Source organism: Alicyclobacillus mali NBRC 102425 (assembly GCF_001570745.1).
In the GTDB taxonomy this organism is placed as follows: Bacteria; Bacillota; Bacilli; order Alicyclobacillales; family Alicyclobacillaceae; genus Alicyclobacillus; species Alicyclobacillus mali.
Map to the genome: position 1 here is coordinate 1 of NZ_BCSG01000035.1, position 19,494 is coordinate 19,494.

Here is a 19,494-nt window from a genome sequence, read left to right on the forward strand (position 1 = left end):
GTCTTGGTATATCACGATTCAGTAATTGTTTTGGTACAGTAAGGTCAAAAAGAGTTAGGAAAGCTCCCTGTGTGGGGGCTTTCTGTCTACATGCGGCCCTATGAACATGGGGTTCCATCCCCCAGTGGCAGGGGGGTTGGGCGTTGGGGGGACTGAGGGTGCGCACGTTCGAGTCTGGCCGCGACGGACATCAGCGGAGGCGGCGGGCCAAGGGTTTTACATTGATTGAAGTCTTGGCGAGCGTGGTCATCATTGTGATGGCAGGAACAGCTGCGCTTTTTGCGGTGGAGTCGGTGCAGGCGGGACAGCTGAAAGAGGCTGAGTATTCGAAGGCGTTGGGGCTTGCAACGACCATTGCGGAGGAGATACGGGACAGGAATCCGAATGCGCAAATTCAAATTCTAGAACCAATTATAGCCGCAAGCCTGAGCGGCGGCGGTTCGTCTGGTTCCTCGCCACAGTCGCTGTTTCAGCAAAGCTTGAATCTAACGAGTCAACTGGCAAACGTCTTATCCACCGCCCTGAACTCCGTCCTCACGAATTTACCAAGTCTAGCAAACATGCTTCAGCAAGGTGCGACGTTTGACCAAGTTGTCCAAGCAATCTTGAACTTCCCTTCAACGGTCTACTCGCAGATGCTGTCGCCGTCATCCGCCCCTATCAACGCGATGTCCGTATCGCCTTCCATGCTGTGGCCGTTCGCGGTGGTCATCCCCGGCGACGCGCTCGGAGACGCATCGTTGAAGAATCAAACGGCGACGCTGTACATTCCTTCTCCAGCGGTGCTCGGTACGCCTTCGAACAGTGGCATGACCTTCACAGAGTTTATGCTTGACGAGGCTCTTGGTGGTAAATCGTGGAGCGGCCCTTATCTGCTCCCGGATGGGTACACGTGTACGGTGAACGCGCAGCCAGTTGGGGGAAGCAGTTCGTCCCAATTGGCACCGATGTGGAGTTACACGATTCGCGTTCAGAGTCCGCATGGCGCCGTCGCGCAGGAAACGGTCACCGTCTGACGCGCCCTAAACGAGGGGGTGTCTACTTGAAAAGGATCTGTGCACGGTTGGGGCAGCGCGCGGGAATGACGCTTATTGAGGTGCTCGTGGCCATCACGATCACGGCCATCGTGATGGGCGGCTTGATCACTGCGATTTGGCAAATCTCCTTGCGTTCACAGCGCTTGACAGCGGCGAATCAAGCCATGGAATCCGTGCTGACTGTGAACCACATCCTAACGCGTATGATTGGCTCGTCCAGCTATGTTGAAATCACGTATGACACCTCAAGCGGAGTGACGCGTCTATGGCTATTCCGGGGAGGCGTACCTTCAGCCTCCGCTGTCTTGCCATCGCAACCCTGGATGTATAATTCATCTACCACAGTGGCTCCCGGCATGAGCGGTGTAGCGAACGTATCTGCGACACCTCCGGCTATCTATGGCGCTAACTGCTACTATTTGATTGAGTTTGTTCCAAACACGACTGGGTCAAACAACGTATACGCGATGCCTGCGACCAATCCGTCGTCCCCGCCTCCGCTGCCGAGTCAGCCATTGGCTCAGAACGTGAATGTCACGTGGTACCTGCCTGCATTGGCTGGTGGTACGACCGGATCAGGTTCCATCGCACAGTCCTGGTTACAGTCCGCTTCAAACTTGTTTTACAACGGTTCCGGCGCCGGTTCATCGGGGGCGTCTAGCCTGTTTGTCAATAGTTTGATTCTGAAATTGTCCTCCACATATACCGCGCCTAGCGGGCAAACGGCGACCTATGCGCTCACCGCAGGTTATCACGATGCGGAGGTGGGCTGAGCATGTTTGCGAGAGGTTTAGAGGGCTGGGACTTAGTAGCGCGATACTCATCGGGTCCGAACAAAAGTCGCACGCGGGGATTCTCCCTTATGTGGTCAATGGTCCTTGTTGTGCTTCTTGCGACCATCGTGACCACGCTCCTCATCTGGAGCCGTTACACACTGCGGGTTGGCGGGCTTACGCAGATTCAGGACACCCAGCGAGTGATGACGAGTCGGGCCAACCTAGAGCAGACGGCCCTCAATGCGGTGAATTCCGTCAGTGCTCAGGCTTCCGTGCCCATCCCCGTGAGTCAGTCCTTAGTGCCCACAGTTACGGCTGTGACGACCAGCCAGCTGCAAACCGCGCTGGTGAATACGGTATTTCCAGCCTTACAGAAGCAAGGGCTTACGGTCAAGTCTTACTCCCTGTACACTACGCCGGCTTCGGCGGTGTTACAGACGCAGTTGTCACAAGTGCAGTCCGTTTTGAGTGCAGCCGTGAACTCCCTGAACGTCATCCTACAGACGGTGTTCAACGATGCAGTTCAGTTGGACTTTTCGGGTGCCATTTCGGCATTGAACGCTTCCTTTACCGCAGTTCAGAACGTCTTATTTTTGAATATGATTGCCAGTGCCTTGAACGCCGTTGTAACGGCGACCTCGGGTATGCAAATTCCGCACGCCATCGTGAACGTGGCAAATGGCAGCGGAAACAACATCGTGTTGGATTTCTCCTACGCCTTTCAAGAGTACGGTCCAAAGTCCATGCCTCTTACGCCAGCAAACGCCATATCACTCCTGACCAGTGTCCAGGGAATCGGAACTTTTGTTTCATCCATTCCGGCCTTACTGGGCTCGCTCATTACGGGGTCGCAGCTCATCATTCCACTACCCGACTGGGCACTCCAAGTCGCCGTTGTGTAGTTGTTAGTCCGCCTGCCGTAAGCTCCGCGCAGGCCGTGAAAGGAGTTCGAGCATGCCGCTTCGTCTCACCACCTCATCCCGTTCCACCTCGGTTGGTGTGGAGATCTGCGACGCAGGTCTGCGCATCGCTGAGGTGGAACCTGGCAGACCTCTCCGCGTATCGCGGCTTGAAACTGCACCTTGGGATCTCTCCCAAACGGTGCGCGATCCATATCCCACGTTCGCCATCGCGCCCATCTTGTCGCACGCGTTTGACGCCAATCGGCGTAAGAAGCTGACGGTCCACGTCGCACTGCCTTCGCGGTTTACTGTGATCCGACAGCTCACGCTTCCGGCAGTGGGCGAGAAAGAGCTCCAAAGTGCGATCGAACTTCAGATTCAGCACAACATCCATTTGCCATTTGACGAAGCCGCGTACGATTATGTGCTCTGTGATCCCCCCGAGGATGAGGCGGACAGCGTCAGTGTCCTGCTCGTCGCAGCGGACAAATCCCGCGTCAACGATGTCATCCAGGGGTTTCGGTCTGTCGGTATTCGTCCGAAGACCATCGACATTCACGCGCTAGCGCTGTATCGCTTGATTCGGCGCTTTCGGCCAGACATGCCGCAGAACTTTCTGTTGTTGGAGACCAGCGAGGATACCGTGGACATGCACGTCTTCCACGATGGTTTGCTCTATCTCACGCGCCAGGTTCCGGTCGCTCTCGCGCCTACGTCCGACGTTCCAGCCTTCGACTACGTGAGTCAGTTCGACGTCGAGATCGAGCGCACGCTGAACTTCTTCATGTACACGTTGAATCAGCGCGAGGCGGGGTTTGAGCAGGTTTTCGTCACGTTGCCCCGCGACGTGGACGCCTCCGAACACCTGCAGGCTCTCGAGGAACGCATCGGGATGCCGTGCGAGGTCTTGCCGCTGGCCGAAATGATTCGACGCAACTGCGAAATTGGGCCAGAGGCGCATCGCATGCCTGATCTCGCGGATTACGCAGCGGCCATTGGGCTCGCGCTGAGGGGGGTGTGACGCGGTGGATATCAACCTCATGCCCAAGCCCGTCAGCCGATCCGTCCGCATGCGCACGCCGGTGCGCGGTCGGTGGCCGTGGATCGTCATAGGAAGTGGCGTGGCCGTCGTGTGTATCGCCGCGATTGTGGTGTCCCATCTTGCGGTGGCGCGATCGGCCGCATCTCTCAATCAACTCCAGCAGCAGGTTCAGCTTTTGCAGGCGCAGACACAGTCGATCTCGACGAACCAATCCGCGCAGGAGGAGACGGCGGCACAGCAGATTGTGCAGTCGAGCTTTCGCTACGACGCTATTCTGAAGGCTCTTGCGCGCGATCTCGCCCCGTCGACGACCGTCGATTCGATTCAAGAAAACGGAACGACGCTGACCCTCGCTGGAAGAAGCCAAAGCGTTGCGAACGTGGCCGCCTTCGAGGCGGCGCTCGCGCGCGAGCCGTTTGCGGCGAATGCGTCGTTCACCGCGGCTACCTTGCAAAGCAGTGGCTCGAATGTTCCAGGCGTGGGACAGGCTGCGCTGGGACATGCCATCGTCGCTAAATCCGGTGGAGCGGGTTATCGATATGACTACACGTTGACGGTCGTCCTGAAGAATGGGGGTGGGGGGACGTGAAACTGAGCCTGTCGAGATCGCTGTCCGAGCGCGATAAGTCCATCCTGCTCGCGCTCGGCGTTGTGGTGGTGTTTTTGCTGGTGTACCTGATCGGCGTGCGACCAGCTCTCAATCAACTGTCCAATTTGGCGCAGGAGCGGTCGTCGCTGGAGCAGACGCTCGCATCCCTGGGTCAAGTCCATGCGCGCCAGCAGCAACAGGAGAAGCAGGGCAAAAACGTGATGACACGATTGCCCATCGGCGCGCACGAGGCCAACGCGCTCGAGGTCATCAACGGAATTGCCCAGAGCGACAAGGTGACACTTGTGTCGGTGGCATTGGGGCAAAGCGCAGGTTCAACCAGTGGGGTAACGCCGGTGCAGTCGAACACAGGTGGAACCGCGGGTGTAATTCAAAGTGGCTCCTTGCCCAGCCTTCAGTACACCATCTCCGCCACAGGCAGCACGGCGGCCCTGGAATCGTTCTTTGCCGATCTCGCCAAGGCCTCACGCTTGATGACCGTGACGATGCAAAGCATCACAGGTACCGCGGACGGCGTCGTGGCGAACTTTACGCTGAACGTCTATTATCGCAATGCGTGAAACGGCCGACGGGCGGCAAGCGCCCGCGAAACGGATGCGGTGATCACAAAACCCCGCGGGCAACGTGCCGCGCGGGGCGCCTCATGTTCCATGCCTCGATCACGACTGCTGCGTAAGTTGTGCAGGCTGCCACTGCCGCAGGATGGCTGGCGAGATCTTCCCTTGCTGCACCAACTCCCGAATGCTCATCTCCATGGTGACCATGCCGAACTGGCGGCCCGTCTGCATCATGGCGCCAATCTGGTGCGTCTTGCCGCTTCGGATGAGGTTGGCCACCGCGGGCGTGTTCACGAGCACCTCGAACGAGGCCACGCGCCCGCGGCCGTCGCGCGTGCGATGCAGGCGCTGCGAGACGACGCCCGCCAAAACGCCCGCGAGCTGGATGCGGATCTGCCCCTGTTGCTCCGGCGGAAACACGTCGATGATGCGCTCCACCGTCTGCACCGCGTCCGACGTGTGCAGCGTGGCAAACACGAGATGGCCCGTCTCTGACGCTGTGATGGCCGTCGCGATGGTCTCGAGATCGCGCATCTCGCCGACGAGCAGGATGTCCGGGTCCTGGCGAAGCGCCGCGCGCAGGGCCGGCGCGAAGCCAGACGTGTCCTGGCCGATCTCGCGCTGGTCGATGATCGACAGCTTGTGCGTGTGCAGGTACTCAATCGGATCCTCCAAGGTGATGATGTGCTTGCGCTGGGCCTGGTTGATGGCGTCAAGCACCGCCGCGAGTGTGGTACTTTTACCGCTGCCGGTTGGGCCCGTGACGAGCACCAGGCCGAAGGGCCGGTTCATCAGCGATTTGAGCACACTTGGCAGGCCGAGTTCTTCCATCGTCGGGATGCGCTGCGGGATGAGCCGCGCCGCGATGCTGATGGAGCCCCGCTGCCGATACGCGTTCACGCGGAAGCGCGCCACGCCCGGAATGCTGTAGGAGAAGTCGATCTCGCCCGTCTCCATGAACCGCTGCCAGCGATCCTCCGAGAGCATCTGGCGCGCGAATGACTCCAGGTCGATGGGAAGGAGCTTGTCGCCCATCGGCTCGAGATCGCCGTGCACGCGATACGTGACCGGCGCGCCTGCCGACAGATGAACGTCAGAAGCTTCTTTCTGTTTTGCCAAGGCCAAGATTTCGTCGATTTGCACCCTTGAACCCCCCTTGATAGGCGACAACGCCGCGTTCGCCGAGATCGCCGCGCGCCTTGGTGTCACGGGGCGGCGGGATGACGTGCGGCGCATTCATCGCCCATCGGCATGAACTTTGCGTGGCCGAATCCCATGGCTGACCAGGCGTCAGGGCCCGAGCCCCGTCAGGCGCGCGTACAAATGCCACAGGTCCGGCCCAACGAACGCGCACGTAGCCGCGGCCAGCGCCAGAAACGGCGCAAACGGGATGGGCTGCTGGGGCTTGACGCGCCCCGCGAGCCGCAGGGGCAATGCGGCCAGCATGCCGTAGATGGCGGCGAGCACGAAGGCCATCACCATGTAGCCTGGTCCGAGCATGGCCCCGATGCCAAGGTTTAACTTTGCGTCTCCCATGCCCATCTTGCCGCCTGTCACAAAGTGAATGGCCGCCACGATGGCGTAACCGACCGCGGCGCCGGCCGCCGCCATCAGCCACGTGCGGATGCCCGTCAGGCCGCTTCCCAAGAAGAAGATGACGCCCGCGGGAAGCGTCAGGACGTCCGGCAGGATGAGCGACGTGAGATCGCACCCCACGGCCGACGCGAGGTACAGCCAGAACGCCCACCACACCGCGAGCTTCGCGTAGTTGCCGCTTGAGGTGGCGGCGGAGAGTGCGAACGCCACGCCCGTGGCGAGTTCAATGGCCGGGTAGCGCCACGAGATGGGCACCTTGCACGTGCGGCAGCGCCCGCGAAGCACCAGCCATGATAGCACCGGCACCAGTTCCCACGCCGCAAGATCCCGGCCACAGTTTGGGCAGTGCGATCCCGGCCAGACCACACTCTCTCCGCGCGGGAGCCGATAGCCCACGACGTTTGCGAACGATCCGAAGATGAGTCCGTAAATGAAGGCCAGTGCAATTAAAATCTCGTGGGTTGCGGATTCCTGCGCCATTCCGAAACTCCCTTGTGGCACCTCTGGCTGACCTGTGCGCGTCTGGTGATACAAACCAATACGCTCTTCCTCGCCCAAATTCCTGCTGAGTCGACGCAAATGGACAAGCTTTTGCGCGTTCCTACCATGACAACTTCGCCCAATTTGGTATGTGGAAGAGGATGAGCGAGGTGGAGGGATGGTTGTGGACTTACAAACCTTACGAGGCGAAATCCGCGAAGACGCAACGAGCAGTGCGAACTGACGCCCGGCTCGCGAGGGTTTGGCCGAGACCTGCCACCCTATCGCATTGGAGGTGTGATAGACTAGCTTTCGAGGCTCGCCGCGCCGATGCACGGTGGGCCATGGTCAAATTCACAGGCACAGGAGTTATCAGCATGCGAATCGGACGGACGTGGCTCGGCGCGCCGGCGTGGCTGTGGTTGCTCGCGCTCGCGCCGCGCCTTGTGACCATCTTCGTGTACGGGCCGCATCTCTCCATGCACAGCGACGATGAAGGCTATTACCGAAGCGCGCTCTGGCTCCTGCAGAAGGGCACGTTCTCCTATTACACGCCAGCGGCGCCGACGGTCCACATGATGCCGGGCATCACGCTTCTCTTGGCGGGCATCATCTGGCTATTCGGCACGGGAACCTTCGGCCTCTACGCGGGGAAGATCGTGTTCACGCTCGTCGCAACGCTCGGCATCGCGGGCATCTACCGCGCTGTGAGCCGCATCAGCCGGCCCTGGGTCGGTGCCGTGGTCGCCGCGGCCATCGCGCTGTATCCGCCCGAAGTGCTGGTGGACACGCTCTTCCTCACGGAGCCGCTTTTTATGGCGGCCTTCGCCTGGATGTTCGATTTTACATTCAAAGTCGCGGAGTCCAGGCGGCTGCGGGACGTCCTTTGGCTTGCCGTTCTGTTCATGCTCGCCATCTACGTGCGACCGAATGTCGCGCTGTGGATTGTGTTTGCGCTTCTCTACTTTTTGATGAAGGGCTATCCGCGGGCGCTTCTCTGGCGGCACCTCGGGGCGGCCGTCGTTGTCGGGCTCATCTTCATGGCGCCTTGGTGGATCCGGAACGAGGTGGTGTTTCACCGCTTCATTCTGTTCACCGACGACAGCTGGAACCCGCTTCTCCTCGGCACCTTCCAGGGCTACGGCTATCCGCCTCCGAGCAACGAGGGCGCCATCGAGCATCAGCTGCTGCGCGAGTATCCGAACCTGCGGCCGCAGTCGATGCACGAGTTGGCGTGGTTTCGCCTCCAGAAACAGATTGCCTTCAAGCGGATGGGCGAGTGGCTGAAGACCAATCCGTCCTCCTTCTGGACGACGTATCTCTGGCTGAAGCCGCAAATTATCTGGCTGCGCGCCTACTTGCCCATCTCCATCTTCGGCATCACGGAGGCTTCGCTCCGCGGGCTGCAGACCTGGGTCGTCGATGCGTCCATCATCGGCCACGTCGTCGCGATGGTGTTCGCCCGCGGTCGGCGGCGCGAGCTCTTGCTCATCTGGCTCACGCTGCTCTATTACACGGCCGTGTTTTGCTTCTTCTTCGCGTTCGAGCGATACAACGTGCCCATCGACTGGCTGATGTTTACGGGCGTGCCCCTGGCCGTGTGGGCGCTTCTGCGCGCCATTGTCGGCGAGGAGCGCAAACGCGGGCGTGCCAAGTCGGGGCGTGAGCGATCGCGCCGCCGCGCCGCCCGCTGACCCACGCTCTGGCGTTCTGCGGCCCGACGGCTGCGCCGCATCTTTCCGGACGCGGTGACTTATGAGAGGCGGCGCATGTGGGTCACGTGTCTTGCCAAGCGGAGCGTAACCCAAGGCGCCGCGCGTGGTACTGCATGCGCTGACGGCTGATGCCAAGCGATCGCGCCGCGCGGGTGAGGTTACCGGAGGCCGCTTCATACGCCCGGCGAATGGCGTCGTCGGAGGGGCGTTCGGCGCGCGCCACGTGCGCGCCTTCTTGCGGGGCGCCTTCGGCGAGGAGCGGGTGTGCGGACCGAAGCATCGCGGCCGTGATTTCCACCGCTTCGGGCCAGAGGGCCAGGGCGGATCGGACGGTCTGCTCCAGCTCGCGCACATTTCCCGGCCAGTCGTGATTCGTCAAGAAGGCCAAAGCGTCGCTCGTCAGCCGCGCGTCGCGCCCATTTCCGTACTTGCGCAAGAACGCCCGAGCCAAAAGTGGGATGTCCTCAGGTCGTTGCCGAAGCGGCGGCAGGTGGACGGCGATGGCGCCGATGCGGTACAGGAGATCCGGGCGCAGGAGCCCGCGAGCCATCGCCTCCCTTGGCGGCACGTTCATGGCGGCCACGACGCGCGCGTCCGTCTGGACGGATCGCCTTGCGCCAATCGGCCAGATCTCGCCGTCCTGAAGTGCGCGCAACAGCTTTGCCTGCACGGCGGGGGACATGGCGTGGACCTCGTCGAGAAACAGCGTGCCACCACTTGCGAGCTCCAGGACCCCCGCGCGGTCCACGGCACCCGTGAATCCACCTCGCCTCGTGCCAAAGAGCACGCTCTCCGCGAGCCCTTCTGGCCATGCTGCGCAGTTTTGCGCCAAAAACGGGCCATGCTTGCGCGTGCTCGCTTCGTGAATCGCCCAGGCGAACAACTCCTTGCCCGTGCCCGTCTCGCCCACGAGGAGCACCGGCAGGTCCGTCCGCGCAGCGCGCTCGGCGAGATCGCGCGCACGCCGCATCGCCTGGCTTTCGCCGAGAATATCCTCGAACGAGAATCGGCACCTTTCGCGTCCGTCCGCGTCCGCTGTGACTCTCGAACCGCGCGGCACCGCAATCTCCATGGCGCCGATGACCTCGCCCGCAAGGACGACGGGCTTGGTGCGGTTCTGCGTCACCACGCGCCGCCCGTTGCGCGCCACGTACACCTGTTCGTCAATCTGCACCGGATGGCCGGTCTTCAGCGCCCGCCACAGCGTGCTCGTCTCCTCGTTGAGCTCGTACAGCTCAAACACGTTTTTCTCCAGCACCTCGTCCGGCCGATACCCGTCGATCTCGCCCATCACCCGGTTGTACACCCGCGTCCGCCCGTCGCGATCGACCGCGTGGACGCCCACCGGCGCGAATTCGAGGATCTCCTGATACAGCTTCCAGACGTCCGCCGCCACGCTCGGTTCCATGCGCTCTCCTCCTCGCCGCATGCCTCCGTTTTGCGCTTTTGCGCGCCGATTTTGCACCGTCAGAATCATCATACACCGTTCTGGCGCGGCTCGGCACCTGGCACGGCGCTTGCTCGTATCTTGAGGCAGATTCCCTGAAGGAGGCGGTGCACGATGGCCGACGTGAAGACGCTCCCTGGACGGGCGAGCGCACCCCATCTGCAGGACGCGGAGGCGTACCTGGCGCGCGCGTATCGCCCGTTTCTGCCCGCGATGATCGCCAAAGCCGAAGGAAGCCTGCTCTTCGATCTCGACGGTAACCGGTACATCGACTTCGTGGGCGGCGTCGGCTGCCTGAACGTCGGGCACAGCCACCCGAAGGTGGTGGCGGCCGTGATCGAACAGGCAAGGCGGTTCACGCACACGGACTACACGATGTTCCCCTATGTGCCGCTCATCGAACTGGCGAAGCGCCTCGCGCCGAAGACGCGCATTCCGAACGCGAAGGGGCTCTTCTTCAACTCCGGCGCCGAGGCCGTGGAGAACGCGGTGAAGATCGCCAGATGGGCGACGGGGAGGCCGGGCGTGATCGCGTTTGACGGTGCCTTCCACGGGCGGACGTACATGGCCATGAGCCTCACGAGCAAGCTTCACCCGTACAAGGCGCACTACGGCCCGTATGCGCCGGAGGTGTACCGGCTCCCGTACCCCAGCGCGACGCACGGGCCGCGTCTCGACGAGTTCCGGCGGTTTCTCGAGCGCGCCGCGGTGACCTGGTTCGATCCGGCCCAAATCGCGTGCGTCATCGCGGAGCCCATCCAGGGCGAGGGCGGGTACATCGTGCCGGTGGAAGGGTTCTTCCCACTGCTGCGCGAATTTTGCGATAAGCACGGGATCCTGCTCATCGCGGACGAGATCCAGACCGGCTACGGGCGCACGGGGCGGTTTTTCGCCATGGAGCACGAGGGCGTGGTGCCGGATCTCATGACGTGCGGCAAGTCCATCGCGGCCGGCCTGCCGCTTTCCGCCGTGTTTGGCCGGGCCGACATCATGGACGCGCCGGCCGAAAACACGCTCGGTGGGACCTACGTCGGCAACCCGGTGGCCGCGAGCGCGGGGCTCGCGGTGCTCGACGTGATGGAGGAGGAGGGGCTCGTGGCGCGGGCCGAGGAGGTCGGCGCGCGCATCCGCTCGAAGCTCCTCGAACTCATGCGCGAGTGCCGGCTCATCGGTGACGTGCGCGGGCGGGGCGGAATGCTCGCCGTCGAGTTCGTGCGCGATCGCGCCACGATGGAGCCGCACCCGGGCATGGTGGCGCAGATCCTGCGCCTCGCGATGGAGCGAGGGCTTCTGCTCATGAAGTGCGGCGTGTACAACAACGCGATTCGCTTCCTGTGTCCGCTCAACATCCCATGGGACGTGCTGGACGAAGGACTGGAGATTTTCGCGGCGGTGGTCCGAGAGGTGAAGGAGCGTGAGGCGCATGCATCGGTTTGACCCTTGTCTGAACTTCATCGGCGGCAGGTGGTGCGAGCCGAAGACGGGGCAGTACGGGGACAACGTCAACCCCGCAAACGGCGAGGTGCTCGGCGTGTGGGCGAGATCGGGCGCGGACGATCTCGACGATGCCGTGCGGGCTGCCCGCGAGGCGCAGGCCGCGTGGCGCCTCGTGCCCGCACCGGAGCGCGCGAAGGTGCTGCGGCGCGTCGCGGATCTGCTGCGGGAAAGAAAGGACGAGATCGCGCAGACGCTCACGATGGAGATGGGCAAGGTCATCGAGGAGGCGCGCGGCGAGGTGCAGGAGGCCATCGACATGGCCGATTACATGGCGGGCGAGGGGAGGAGGCTCTTCGGCCAGACCACGCCCTCGGAACTGCCGGACAAGTTCGCGATGAGTGTGCGCGCGCCGGTGGGCGTGGTGGGGATCATCACGCCGTGGAACTTTCCCATCGCCATCGCGTCGTGGAAGTCGCTCCCGGCCATCGTCGCGGGCAACGCGGTGGTGTTGAAGCCCGCGGAGGAGACGCCGCTCACCGCACGGGCGTTTGCCGAGGTGTATCAGGAGGCCGGTCTGCCCGCGGGGGTGCTGAACGTCGTGTTCGGCGACGGCCCGGTGGTCGGCGAGGCGATGCTCAGTCACCCGGGCATCGACGTCATCTCCTTCACCGGATCGACCGAGACCGGGCGGCACATCGCGAGCCGCGCGGGCGCGAATCTGAAGCGCGTGTCGCTCGAGATGGGCGGCAAAAACGCCATCACGGTGCTCGCCGACGCAGATCTGGATCTCGCCGTGGACGCCATCGTCTGGAGCGCCTACGGCACGAGCGGCCAGCGCTGCACCGCGGCGAGCCGCGTGATTGTGGAGCGCGAGGTGGAAGAAGCTTTGCTCGCTCGCCTGCTCCCGCGCGTGCAGGCGCTCCGCGTCGGAGACGGGCTGGATCCGGCCGTCCACGTCGGCCCCGTCATCCACGAGGAAGCGCTCGCGAAGATCGATCGGTACGTGCGGCTCGGCGTCGACGAAGGCGCGCGGCTCATGACCGGCGGCCGCAGGCTGACGGAGGGCACGCTTGCGCAGGGCTATTACTATGCGCCGACCGTGTTCGCGGGCGTCCGCGCCGACATGCGCATCGCCCAGGAGGAGATCTTCGGCCCGGTGCTCTGCGTGATGGCCGTGGACTCCTTCGAGGACGCCATTCGCGTCAACAACGGCGTGAAGTACGGGCTCTCGGCCAGCATCTTCACGCGCGACGTGAACCGCGTGTTTCGCGCCATGCGCGATCTCGACACCGGCATCGTCTACGTCAACGCGGGCACGACCGGCGCGGAAATTCATCTACCGTTCGGCGGCACCAAGGCGACGGGAAACGGGCATCGGGATTCCGGCCAGGCCGCCTTGGACGTCTTCACCGAGTGGAAGACCGTGTACGTCGACTACAGCGGCAGGCTGCAGCGCGCGCAGATCGACAACAACTGACGAGACGAGCAGGGCGCACCGCCGTTTTCCGGCGATGCGCCCTCCGCTTTCGTTCTGTCTCAGGACCAGTATGCCCGCATCGATCCCGCCATCTGCAGGGCGGACTGGATGGGCGACGCCGCGCTGTTGGTGGCCTGCACCTCGTACACGTTGCCTTTCTGGCTCCAGATGACCGTCACCGTGACATCCGACCCGGACGGGTTTTGATTGTCCACAATCACCCGGCCGATGCCTTCCGTCGACGGAAGGGACGTGCTCGAGAGTGCGTTGACGAGCTTGTCCACAATCGGCGTCGGCGGTACGGACGTGTTCTCGTTCACCACCTGGAAGTTCCAACCGCTGTCCGACCAGTACACGACGGTGGAGTTGCCCACGGTGGCCATTTGGGCCGAGTGGTTGTTGGGCAACACAATGCCCGTGCCACCCGAGGGCATGGCGCCGCCGTGCACGCTGTTGGCGAACGAGGAGATGCTCGAGGCGGCCTGGCTCGACGAGGCGAAGTGGTCCACTTCGTACGAGGCGTACGGCTGGCCGCCCGTCAGCAGATCCACGTGATAGCCCGCGAGAAACTGGGGACCGTGCGCGCTCGGCTGCGTGTTGTGCGCGCTGTACGACGTCGATCCGCCTCCCGCCGGCTGCGGCACGTAGGTCGGCGCATCCGCCCCTTGGAATCCGTTCTCACCGAGGCTTCCCATGGCCTGCTGCACGATGGCAGGGAAGTCGCTGGCGCTGGCCGGCTGCGATCCGCCCTGCGACGAATTGCTCGTGTTTTGGGTCGACGTGTTATTTTCCGCCGCGTTGGTCGTCGAGCCGTTGCTCGTCGAGTTCGAGACACTCGTGGTGTTGTTCTGCGGCTCATTGGTCGTGTTGGTCGTATTGTTCAGGGGCGGCGGGCTTCCGCCTGACGATCCGCCTCCGCATCCCGTCGCAAGGAACAGGGTTGCCGCCACCGAAAGCAACGCGTATCCGTAGGTTCTGGATTTCGGCATGTCGTGATCCTCCTCGAGGTGTGAAGCGCCGGCGCGGATGCGCCTCCCTGGCCCACGCGAATGGTCTCTGTCCTCTCATAATCTTCGACGCCACCCCCCATTTTCCTGTCCGTGCCTCGCTTCGCCACGGTTCTCTATTTCCCGAGAAATGTCGACGGCGCCCGACAGGGTTCGCAGGAATTGGTGCATGCGCGGCGTATTGTTCCAGCATGTGTCCCATGCATTCGAACCCAGCCTCATCCGTCGCAGCATCCGGAGGTGTTCGCCGTTTGCTTGTCTCCCGCGCGCTCGCAAAGTTGGGGGCTTTGTGCACATTGCCGCTCGCCGGGGCCGCTCCTGCGTATTTCGCCGCGCCCTCAAGCGTCTTTGCGTCCGCCCAAGTCGCGATTTCCTCGTCCAGCTCGGCGGGCGCGCTCGTCGTCCCCGGCGTGGGCCAGGTGTCGGTTGCGTGGTGGCGGGAGGGTGGGCGCGTGTATGCGCCGCTGTCCGCCTGCGTCGCCTGGTTCAACCGCATGCACGTTCCTCAGGGCTTCACATCGAGCGGATGGGTGGTGGGGGACCTCCCGTCGTCCACGCAGGCGCCGCCATCTTCGGGGCCGCTCTACATTTGGTACTGGCAGCCCGCGCGCGGCGACGAGGTGACGTACGCCGGTCCCATCGACGCGCATGCCGTCGCGAAAGGCGGTCAACTCTACGTGGATGTGGATGCGCTGCGGCAGCTCTTGGCAGCGTTTCACGTGCAGACGCGCTGGCAAGGCTCGCAGTTGGCCGTGGTCGATCCCGCCCCACAAATTTCGCTCCCGCCCTTGGGTGTCGCCGCATCCGCGTACCAGGTGCAGGGAGATGTGTGGCCCGAGCCGTGGTTCTACGGGGAGGCGGGCGTGACTTCTTCGGCGCTCTACAATCCGCTGACGCTGGCTTTGCCCATCCGCATCTCGGCTCAGGACGGGTTCTCGGGCGAGGTGATGATCACGGTTCGCTCCCTCGCGCATTCGGACGAAGTTCACCAGTACAGCGCCCGCATGGTGCATGGCGCGCTCAACACCACCATCCGCCTGCCGTTCACGGGAGGGCTCTATGTTGAGGTGGACGAGGTTCTGAATGAGTCGTCCCTGTCGCTGCGCCCCCTCGCTTACAGCCGCGCCATCGAATCCGCTACGCCGAATCTCTCTCTGCAGGGCCTCGGGCTCCTCCAAAGCTGGCTCATTAACGACAACGAGTCGCCGCAGGTGGCGGAGCTGGCGGCTTCCATCGCGCGCACGAGCACAGACGCACGGGAGGTCTCGCCGCAGCAGGTGGACGCAGAGATTCAGGCCATCTCGGACTGGGCGTCGCTCCATATCTGGTACAACTGGCCGGCCTACCTGCACAATCAGGTCCCCTGGCAGCAGATGACCACCACGCTCTCGCTCCATCGCGGCGTGTGCCAGGACATCTCGGGCGTCGCGGCTGGGCTCCTGCGCTCGCTCGGCATCCCAACGCTCGTCGTGCAGGGGCAGGGCCTGGGTCAACTTGGGTGGGGACCCCACCAGTGGGACGAGGCGTGGGACGGGCGCAGATGGGTGATCTTCGATCCGACGCTTGACGCCGTGTACACGAGCGATCAAGGCATTGGGCCGCCGGCCTCCGTCCGGCACGACGACTTCGATCCATCTCCAAGCCTGTTTGCACAAAACCACCGGAGCGGTCAGATCGCCGATTGGTAAATGGCACTTTGCAGAGGTCGAGGAGGGGATTGTTGTGAACGTGAGTCGATATGATGAAAACCCGCTCATCACCCCGAAGGACGTCCCACCTTCGCACCCCGATATGCGCGTCATTGGCGCCTTCAACGCAGGCGTGGCTCGCGTGGGCGGCGAGACCGTGCTCGTGCTGCGCGTCGCGGAGCAGGCGAGCGCGGACGAGGACGCCGTCGGCGTACCCGTGTACAACCCTGCGCATCGAACGGTCGAGGTCCACTGGTTCAAGCGCTCGGATCCGCACTACGACTTCTCTGATCCGCGCGCGGTGCGCCGCAAAGACACCGGCGAAACGGTTTGGCTCACGTCCATGTCTCACCTGCGCCTCGCGCGAAGCCGCGACGGCCGCCACTTCACCGTGGACGAGAAGCCGTTTCTCGCGCCCGAGACGACCTATGAGGCGTTCGGCGTCGAAGACCCGCGGGTGGCCGAGATCGCCGGCGTCTACTACATCACCTACACCGCCGTGTCCGATCACGGCGTCGCCGTCGGCCTCGCCGCCACGCGGGATTTTCACCACGTCTCGCGCCTCGGCCTCATCCTGCCGCCGGAGAACAAGGACGCCGTATTGTTTCCCGAGCGCGTCGGCTCCCACTACTACCTGCTCCATCGCCCTGCGCCGCGCGGCCTCGGCGAACTCGACGTCTGGCTCGCCGAGTCCCCCAATCTTCGCGCCTGGGGCAATCACCGCTTTCTCATCGCGCCTCGCAAGGACGGCTGGGACAGCCTGCGCGTCGGCGGAGGCGCCGTGCCCATCCGCACGGACAAGGGCTGGCTCATCCTGTACCACGGCGCCAACGCGAAGAACGAGTACGCCATGGGCGCTTGCCTCGTGGACCTCGGCGATCCGTCGCGCGTCCTGGCGAGATCGGCCGAGCCCATCCTAAAGCCCGAGGCGCCGTACGAGCAGGCGGGGTTCCTCCGCGGCGTGGTGTTCTCCTGCGGGGCATGGGTCGAGGGCGACGTCGTGCACATGTATTACGGCGTCGCTGACGAGTCGCTCGCGGGCGCGGACCTTTCCCTGCGCGACATCCTGGATACGCTCGCGTGAGGGCTGGCGGGCGCGCCCATCCTGCCAGCATCGTTCCCCTTCTCGCGCAGCAAGCGTTTTTTTAGCGAATTTTTGATGTCGTGGCCGTCTTTTTCTTGTATATTGATCTTTAACAAGCGATAGGTGGTGGAATGCAGTTTGGACCAGGAAATCTTGTATCTTACGCGATCCGGCAAGGACCTCGCGCGCAAAGCCCGCCGCTGGCTTCGTCAGCATCCGGAGGCGACCCTCGGCGAGGTGGCTGAGCAGGTGCGCGAGCTGTTTCAACTTTGCGATCTCGGCGATCTCGCCGACCGACCGCTGCGCGAATTGCCGGAGTGTCGCTGGATTGTCCTCGGAGAGAACGATCGGGGGCGCATTGAGGTGCAGAAGGACGTGGCCGGCATGGGCGACGTCCGCTACGTGGAGACGAAGGGCTGAAGTCTTGGTCTTCTGCGCAGGGCGATGCAAAACAGGGGTGACTCCGCACCGCGGGGCACCCCTGTTTTGTTTCACATCACGCGCTTGCCGAACAGCGATTCCAAGAGTTCCACGGCCATACGGCCCGTCTGGTTCCGGTGATCCAAAATGGGGTTCACCTCGACGACGTCGACCGACAGCAGCTTGCCGCTCGCGGCCAACAGCTCCATGGCGAGATGGCCCTCGCGGTAGGTGAAGCCGCCGTTGACCGGCGTGCCGACGCCCGGGGCGAACATGGGATCGAGGGCGTCGAGATCGAGACTCAGGTGGATGCCGCGCGTGCCGTCGGACGCGATGCGGATGGCCTCCTGCATGACCGCGTCCATACCGCGCCGATCGACGTCCTGCATGCTGAACACGTGAATGCCGGATTGGCGAATCAGCTCGCGCTCCTCCGGATCGATAGACCGCGCGCCGACGAGCACCACGTTCTCCGGCCTCACCTTTGGCCGGATCCCGCCGATGCCGGTCAGCTCCTCGTGGCCAAGGCCTAGGCTCGCGGCGAGCGGCATGCCGTGGATGTTGCCCGAGGGCGTCGTCTCGTCCGTGTTCATGTCGCCGTGCGCGTCAAACCAAATGACGCCAAACGGCTGTCCTGCGCGCGCGATGCCCGCCAGGCTCCCGATGGCGATGGAGTGATCGCCACCCAGAATGACGGGCGTGTGCCCGCCCTTGAGCACGCCCTCCACCTTCTCGCAGAGCGCCTCGCTGACCGAGACCACCTCGCGCAGGTACTTCAGCTTCTGGTGCTCAATCCGCCTCGTCTCCGGCGTCGGTACCGGCACGTCGCCGAGATCGGACACCTCATAGCCGAGCCGCTCAAGCTTCTCCTTCAGCCCCGCGTAGCGGATGGCGCTCGGGCCCATGTCCACGCCGCGGCGGTTCTGGCCGTAGTCGGACGGGACGCCGATGATATGAATGTCCTTCATGCCTCTCCCTGCTTTCTAGCGCGCCTCTTCCGCGAAGACGCCTCGGATTTGCTCAAACGCCCACGCCAGTTCGTCTTCCGTGATGACGAGGGGCGGTGCGAAGCGAATCGTGTTTTCGTGCGTCTCTTTGCACAAGAGCCCCGCCTCTTTCAGCCGCTCGCAGTACGGCCGCGCTTTCTCGTGAAGCTCCACGCCGATGAAGAGTCCCCTGCCGCGCACTTCCTTGATGGCGGGGTGCTTGAGTTCGCGAAGCCAACCGAGGAATTTCTCGCCGAGCGCGCGCGATTTCTCCGGCAGCTTTTCCTCGACGATCACGTCGAGCGCCGCGATGGCCACCGCCGCGCCGAGCGGATTGCCGCCGAACGTAGACCCGTGCGATCCGGGTTCGAACACGCCGAGAATGTCCCGGTTCGCCGCCACGGCGGACACGGGGAACACACCGCCGCCGAGCGCCTTGCCGAGGATGTAAACGTCCGGCACGACGCCTTCCCAGTCGCACGCGAACATCTGGCCGGTGCGTCCGAGGCCCGTCTGAATCTCATCCGCCACAAACAGCACGCCGTGCTGACGGCACACGTCGTACGCCTCTCGCAGGTAGCCTGCAGGCGGCACGATGATGCCCGCCTCGCCCTGGATGGGCTCCACGAGAAACGCCGCGGTGTTCTCTGTGATGGCCTGCTTCAGCGCCTCGATGTCCCCGTACGGAATGATGCGGAAGCCGGGTGTGAGTGGGCCGAAGCCGCGCTGGTATTCCGGATCGCTCGAGAACGAGATGATGGTCGTGGTCCTGCCGTGGAAGTTGTGTTCGGCCACGATGATCTCGGCTTGATCCGTCGGCACGCCCTTGACGTCGTACGCGTAGCGCCGGACCGCCTTGATGGCCGTCTCCACCGCCTCGGCGCCCGTGTTCATCGGCAACACCATGTCCTTGTGCGTGAGCCTCGTGATGCGCTCGTAAAGCTGGCCGAGTTTGTCGTTGTAAAACGCGCGCGAGGTGAGCGTGATGGCGTCCGCCTGATCCTTGAGCGCCTGGATGATGCGCGGATGGCGGTGACCCTGGTTGAGGGCCGAATACGCGCTCAGCATGTCGAGGTAGCGGTTGCCCTCCGCGTCCCACACCCACACGCCTTCTCCCTTGACGAGCACCACGGGAAGCGGGTGGTAGTTTTTTGCGCCGTATTGCTCTTCGAGCCGCAGGGCCTCGCGGCTCGTCACCTGTGTCGCCATGCGATTCACCTCAACAGGCGGGCG

17 protein-coding genes and 1 pseudogene are annotated in these 19,494 nt (G+C 63.4%); 12 read left to right on the top strand and 6 right to left on the bottom strand.

Annotated features, from left to right (window positions below; translation table 11 throughout):
• Positions 1–158 precede the first annotated feature (158 nt).
• The 6 genes and pseudogenes from AMA01_RS14290 to gspM form a co-directional block, all read left to right on the top strand.
• Positions 159–272 (top strand): annotated as a pseudogene (locus AMA01_RS14290) (type II secretion system protein); the annotation flags it as partial.
• Positions 273–1,042: 770 nt separating this feature from the next.
• Entirely contained in the window at positions 1,043–1,810 is a 768-nt protein-coding gene (locus tag AMA01_RS13680; protein ID WP_082744169.1) for a prepilin-type N-terminal cleavage/methylation domain-containing protein, read from the top strand.
• 89 nt (positions 1,811–1,899) lie between these two features.
• Positions 1,900–2,715 (top strand): hypothetical protein, encoded by an 816-nt coding sequence (locus AMA01_RS11535; RefSeq protein ID WP_231862934.1) that lies wholly within the window; start codon positions 1,900–1,902, stop codon positions 2,713–2,715.
• 52 nt (positions 2,716–2,767) lie between these two features.
• Positions 2,768–3,736: a type IV pilus biogenesis protein PilM gene (gene pilM, locus AMA01_RS11540; protein WP_067851122.1), complete on the top strand. Its 969-nt coding sequence runs from the start codon at positions 2,768–2,770 to the stop codon at positions 3,734–3,736.
• Between the two features lie 4 nt (positions 3,737–3,740).
• A complete protein-coding gene (locus AMA01_RS11545) occupies positions 3,741–4,346 on the top strand; it encodes a PilN domain-containing protein (RefSeq protein ID WP_067851124.1) in 606 nt (201 codons plus the stop codon).
• Positions 4,343–4,927 (top strand): type II secretion system protein GspM, encoded by a 585-nt coding sequence (gene gspM, locus AMA01_RS11550; protein WP_067851126.1) that lies wholly within the window; start codon positions 4,343–4,345, stop codon positions 4,925–4,927. Before AMA01_RS11545 ends, gspM begins: the two co-directional genes overlap by 4 nt.
• A gap of 99 nt (positions 4,928–5,026) precedes the next feature.
• Here gspM and AMA01_RS11555 read toward each other — a convergent pair whose 3' ends face one another.
• Both AMA01_RS11555 and AMA01_RS11560 read right to left on the bottom strand, forming a co-directional pair.
• On the bottom strand, positions 5,027–6,067 hold the full coding sequence (locus AMA01_RS11555; protein ID WP_082744170.1) for a type IV pilus twitching motility protein PilT: 1,041 nt from the start codon (positions 6,065–6,067) through the stop codon (positions 5,027–5,029).
• Between the two features lie 147 nt (positions 6,068–6,214).
• A complete protein-coding gene (locus AMA01_RS11560) occupies positions 6,215–7,000 on the bottom strand; it encodes a prepilin peptidase (protein WP_067851128.1) in 786 nt (261 codons plus the stop codon).
• 377 nt (positions 7,001–7,377) lie between these two features.
• Between AMA01_RS11560 and AMA01_RS11565 the strand changes: the two genes are divergently transcribed.
• On the top strand, positions 7,378–8,694 hold the full coding sequence (locus tag AMA01_RS11565; RefSeq protein WP_067851131.1) for an ArnT family glycosyltransferase: 1,317 nt from the start codon (positions 7,378–7,380) through the stop codon (positions 8,692–8,694).
• Between the two features lie 82 nt (positions 8,695–8,776).
• On the opposite strand, the gene AMA01_RS11570 is transcribed toward AMA01_RS11565, so the two are convergent.
• Entirely contained in the window at positions 8,777–10,123 is a 1,347-nt protein-coding gene (locus AMA01_RS11570) for a sigma-54 interaction domain-containing protein (RefSeq protein WP_067851133.1), read from the bottom strand.
• Positions 10,124–10,276: 153 nt separating this feature from the next.
• Here AMA01_RS11570 and gabT point away from each other — a divergent pair, with 153 nt between their 5' ends.
• Together gabT and AMA01_RS11580 are read left to right on the top strand one after the other, a co-directional pair.
• Positions 10,277–11,599, top strand: coding sequence for a 4-aminobutyrate--2-oxoglutarate transaminase (gene gabT / locus AMA01_RS11575; protein ID WP_067851135.1), 1,323 nt, complete (start codon positions 10,277–10,279; stop codon positions 11,597–11,599).
• The gene (locus AMA01_RS11580) at positions 11,586–13,076 is read left to right on the top strand and encodes an aldehyde dehydrogenase family protein (RefSeq protein WP_067851137.1); all 1,491 of its coding nucleotides are present in this window, start codon (positions 11,586–11,588) and stop codon (positions 13,074–13,076) included. Before gabT ends, AMA01_RS11580 begins: the two co-directional genes overlap by 14 nt.
• Before the next feature lie 59 nt (positions 13,077–13,135).
• Here the strand turns inward: AMA01_RS11580 and AMA01_RS11585 are convergent, their stop codons facing one another.
• On the bottom strand, positions 13,136–14,065 hold the full coding sequence (locus tag AMA01_RS11585; RefSeq protein ID WP_067851139.1) for a hypothetical protein: 930 nt from the start codon (positions 14,063–14,065) through the stop codon (positions 13,136–13,138).
• A 269-nt stretch (positions 14,066–14,334) separates the two neighbouring features.
• On the opposite strand from AMA01_RS11585, the gene AMA01_RS11590 reads away from it, so the two are divergent.
• The 3 genes from AMA01_RS11590 (at position 14,335) to AMA01_RS11600 (ending at position 17,275) form a co-directional block, all read left to right on the top strand.
• Positions 14,335–15,771, top strand: a complete 1,437-nt coding sequence (locus tag AMA01_RS11590; protein ID WP_067851141.1) for a transglutaminase-like domain-containing protein — start codon at positions 14,335–14,337, stop codon at positions 15,769–15,771.
• Between the two features lie 34 nt (positions 15,772–15,805).
• The gene (locus AMA01_RS11595; RefSeq protein WP_067851143.1) at positions 15,806–16,855 is read left to right on the top strand and encodes a glycoside hydrolase family 130 protein; all 1,050 of its coding nucleotides are present in this window, start codon (positions 15,806–15,808) and stop codon (positions 16,853–16,855) included.
• A gap of 138 nt (positions 16,856–16,993) precedes the next feature.
• The gene (locus tag AMA01_RS11600) at positions 16,994–17,275 is read left to right on the top strand and encodes a hypothetical protein (RefSeq protein ID WP_067851145.1); all 282 of its coding nucleotides are present in this window, start codon (positions 16,994–16,996) and stop codon (positions 17,273–17,275) included.
• A 71-nt stretch (positions 17,276–17,346) separates the two neighbouring features.
• Here the strand turns inward: AMA01_RS11600 and rocF are convergent, their stop codons facing one another.
• Positions 17,347–18,243 carry an arginase gene (rocF, locus tag AMA01_RS11605; protein ID WP_067851147.1) on the bottom strand — a complete coding sequence of 299 codons (897 nt, stop codon included), beginning with the start codon at positions 18,241–18,243 and terminating at the stop codon, positions 17,347–17,349.
• 15 nt (positions 18,244–18,258) lie between these two features.
• On the bottom strand, positions 18,259–19,470 hold the full coding sequence (locus AMA01_RS11610; RefSeq protein ID WP_067851164.1) for an ornithine--oxo-acid transaminase: 1,212 nt from the start codon (positions 19,468–19,470) through the stop codon (positions 18,259–18,261).
• Positions 19,471–19,494 lie beyond the last annotated feature (24 nt).

Coding starts and splice junctions, on each gene's coding strand:
- AMA01_RS11565 (WP_067851131.1), top strand. CDS start 7,378: ATGCGAATCGGACGGACGTGGCTCGGCGCGCCGGCGTGGCTGTGGTTG.
- AMA01_RS11535 (WP_231862934.1), top strand. CDS start 1,900: ATGTGGTCAATGGTCCTTGTTGTGCTTCTTGCGACCATCGTGACCACG.
- gabT (WP_067851135.1), top strand. CDS start 10,277: ATGGCCGACGTGAAGACGCTCCCTGGACGGGCGAGCGCACCCCATCTG.
- AMA01_RS11585 (WP_067851139.1), bottom strand. CDS start 14,065: ATGCCGAAATCCAGAACCTACGGATACGCGTTGCTTTCGGTGGCGGCA.
- AMA01_RS11560 (WP_067851128.1), bottom strand. CDS start 7,000: ATGGCGCAGGAATCCGCAACCCACGAGATTTTAATTGCACTGGCCTTC.
- AMA01_RS11610 (WP_067851164.1), bottom strand. CDS start 19,470: ATGGCGACACAGGTGACGAGCCGCGAGGCCCTGCGGCTCGAAGAGCAA.
- AMA01_RS11580 (WP_067851137.1), top strand. CDS start 11,586: ATGCATCGGTTTGACCCTTGTCTGAACTTCATCGGCGGCAGGTGGTGC.
- rocF (WP_067851147.1), bottom strand. CDS start 18,243: ATGAAGGACATTCATATCATCGGCGTCCCGTCCGACTACGGCCAGAAC.
- pilM (WP_067851122.1), top strand. CDS start 2,768: ATGCCGCTTCGTCTCACCACCTCATCCCGTTCCACCTCGGTTGGTGTG.
- AMA01_RS11570 (WP_067851133.1), bottom strand. CDS start 10,123: ATGGAACCGAGCGTGGCGGCGGACGTCTGGAAGCTGTATCAGGAGATC.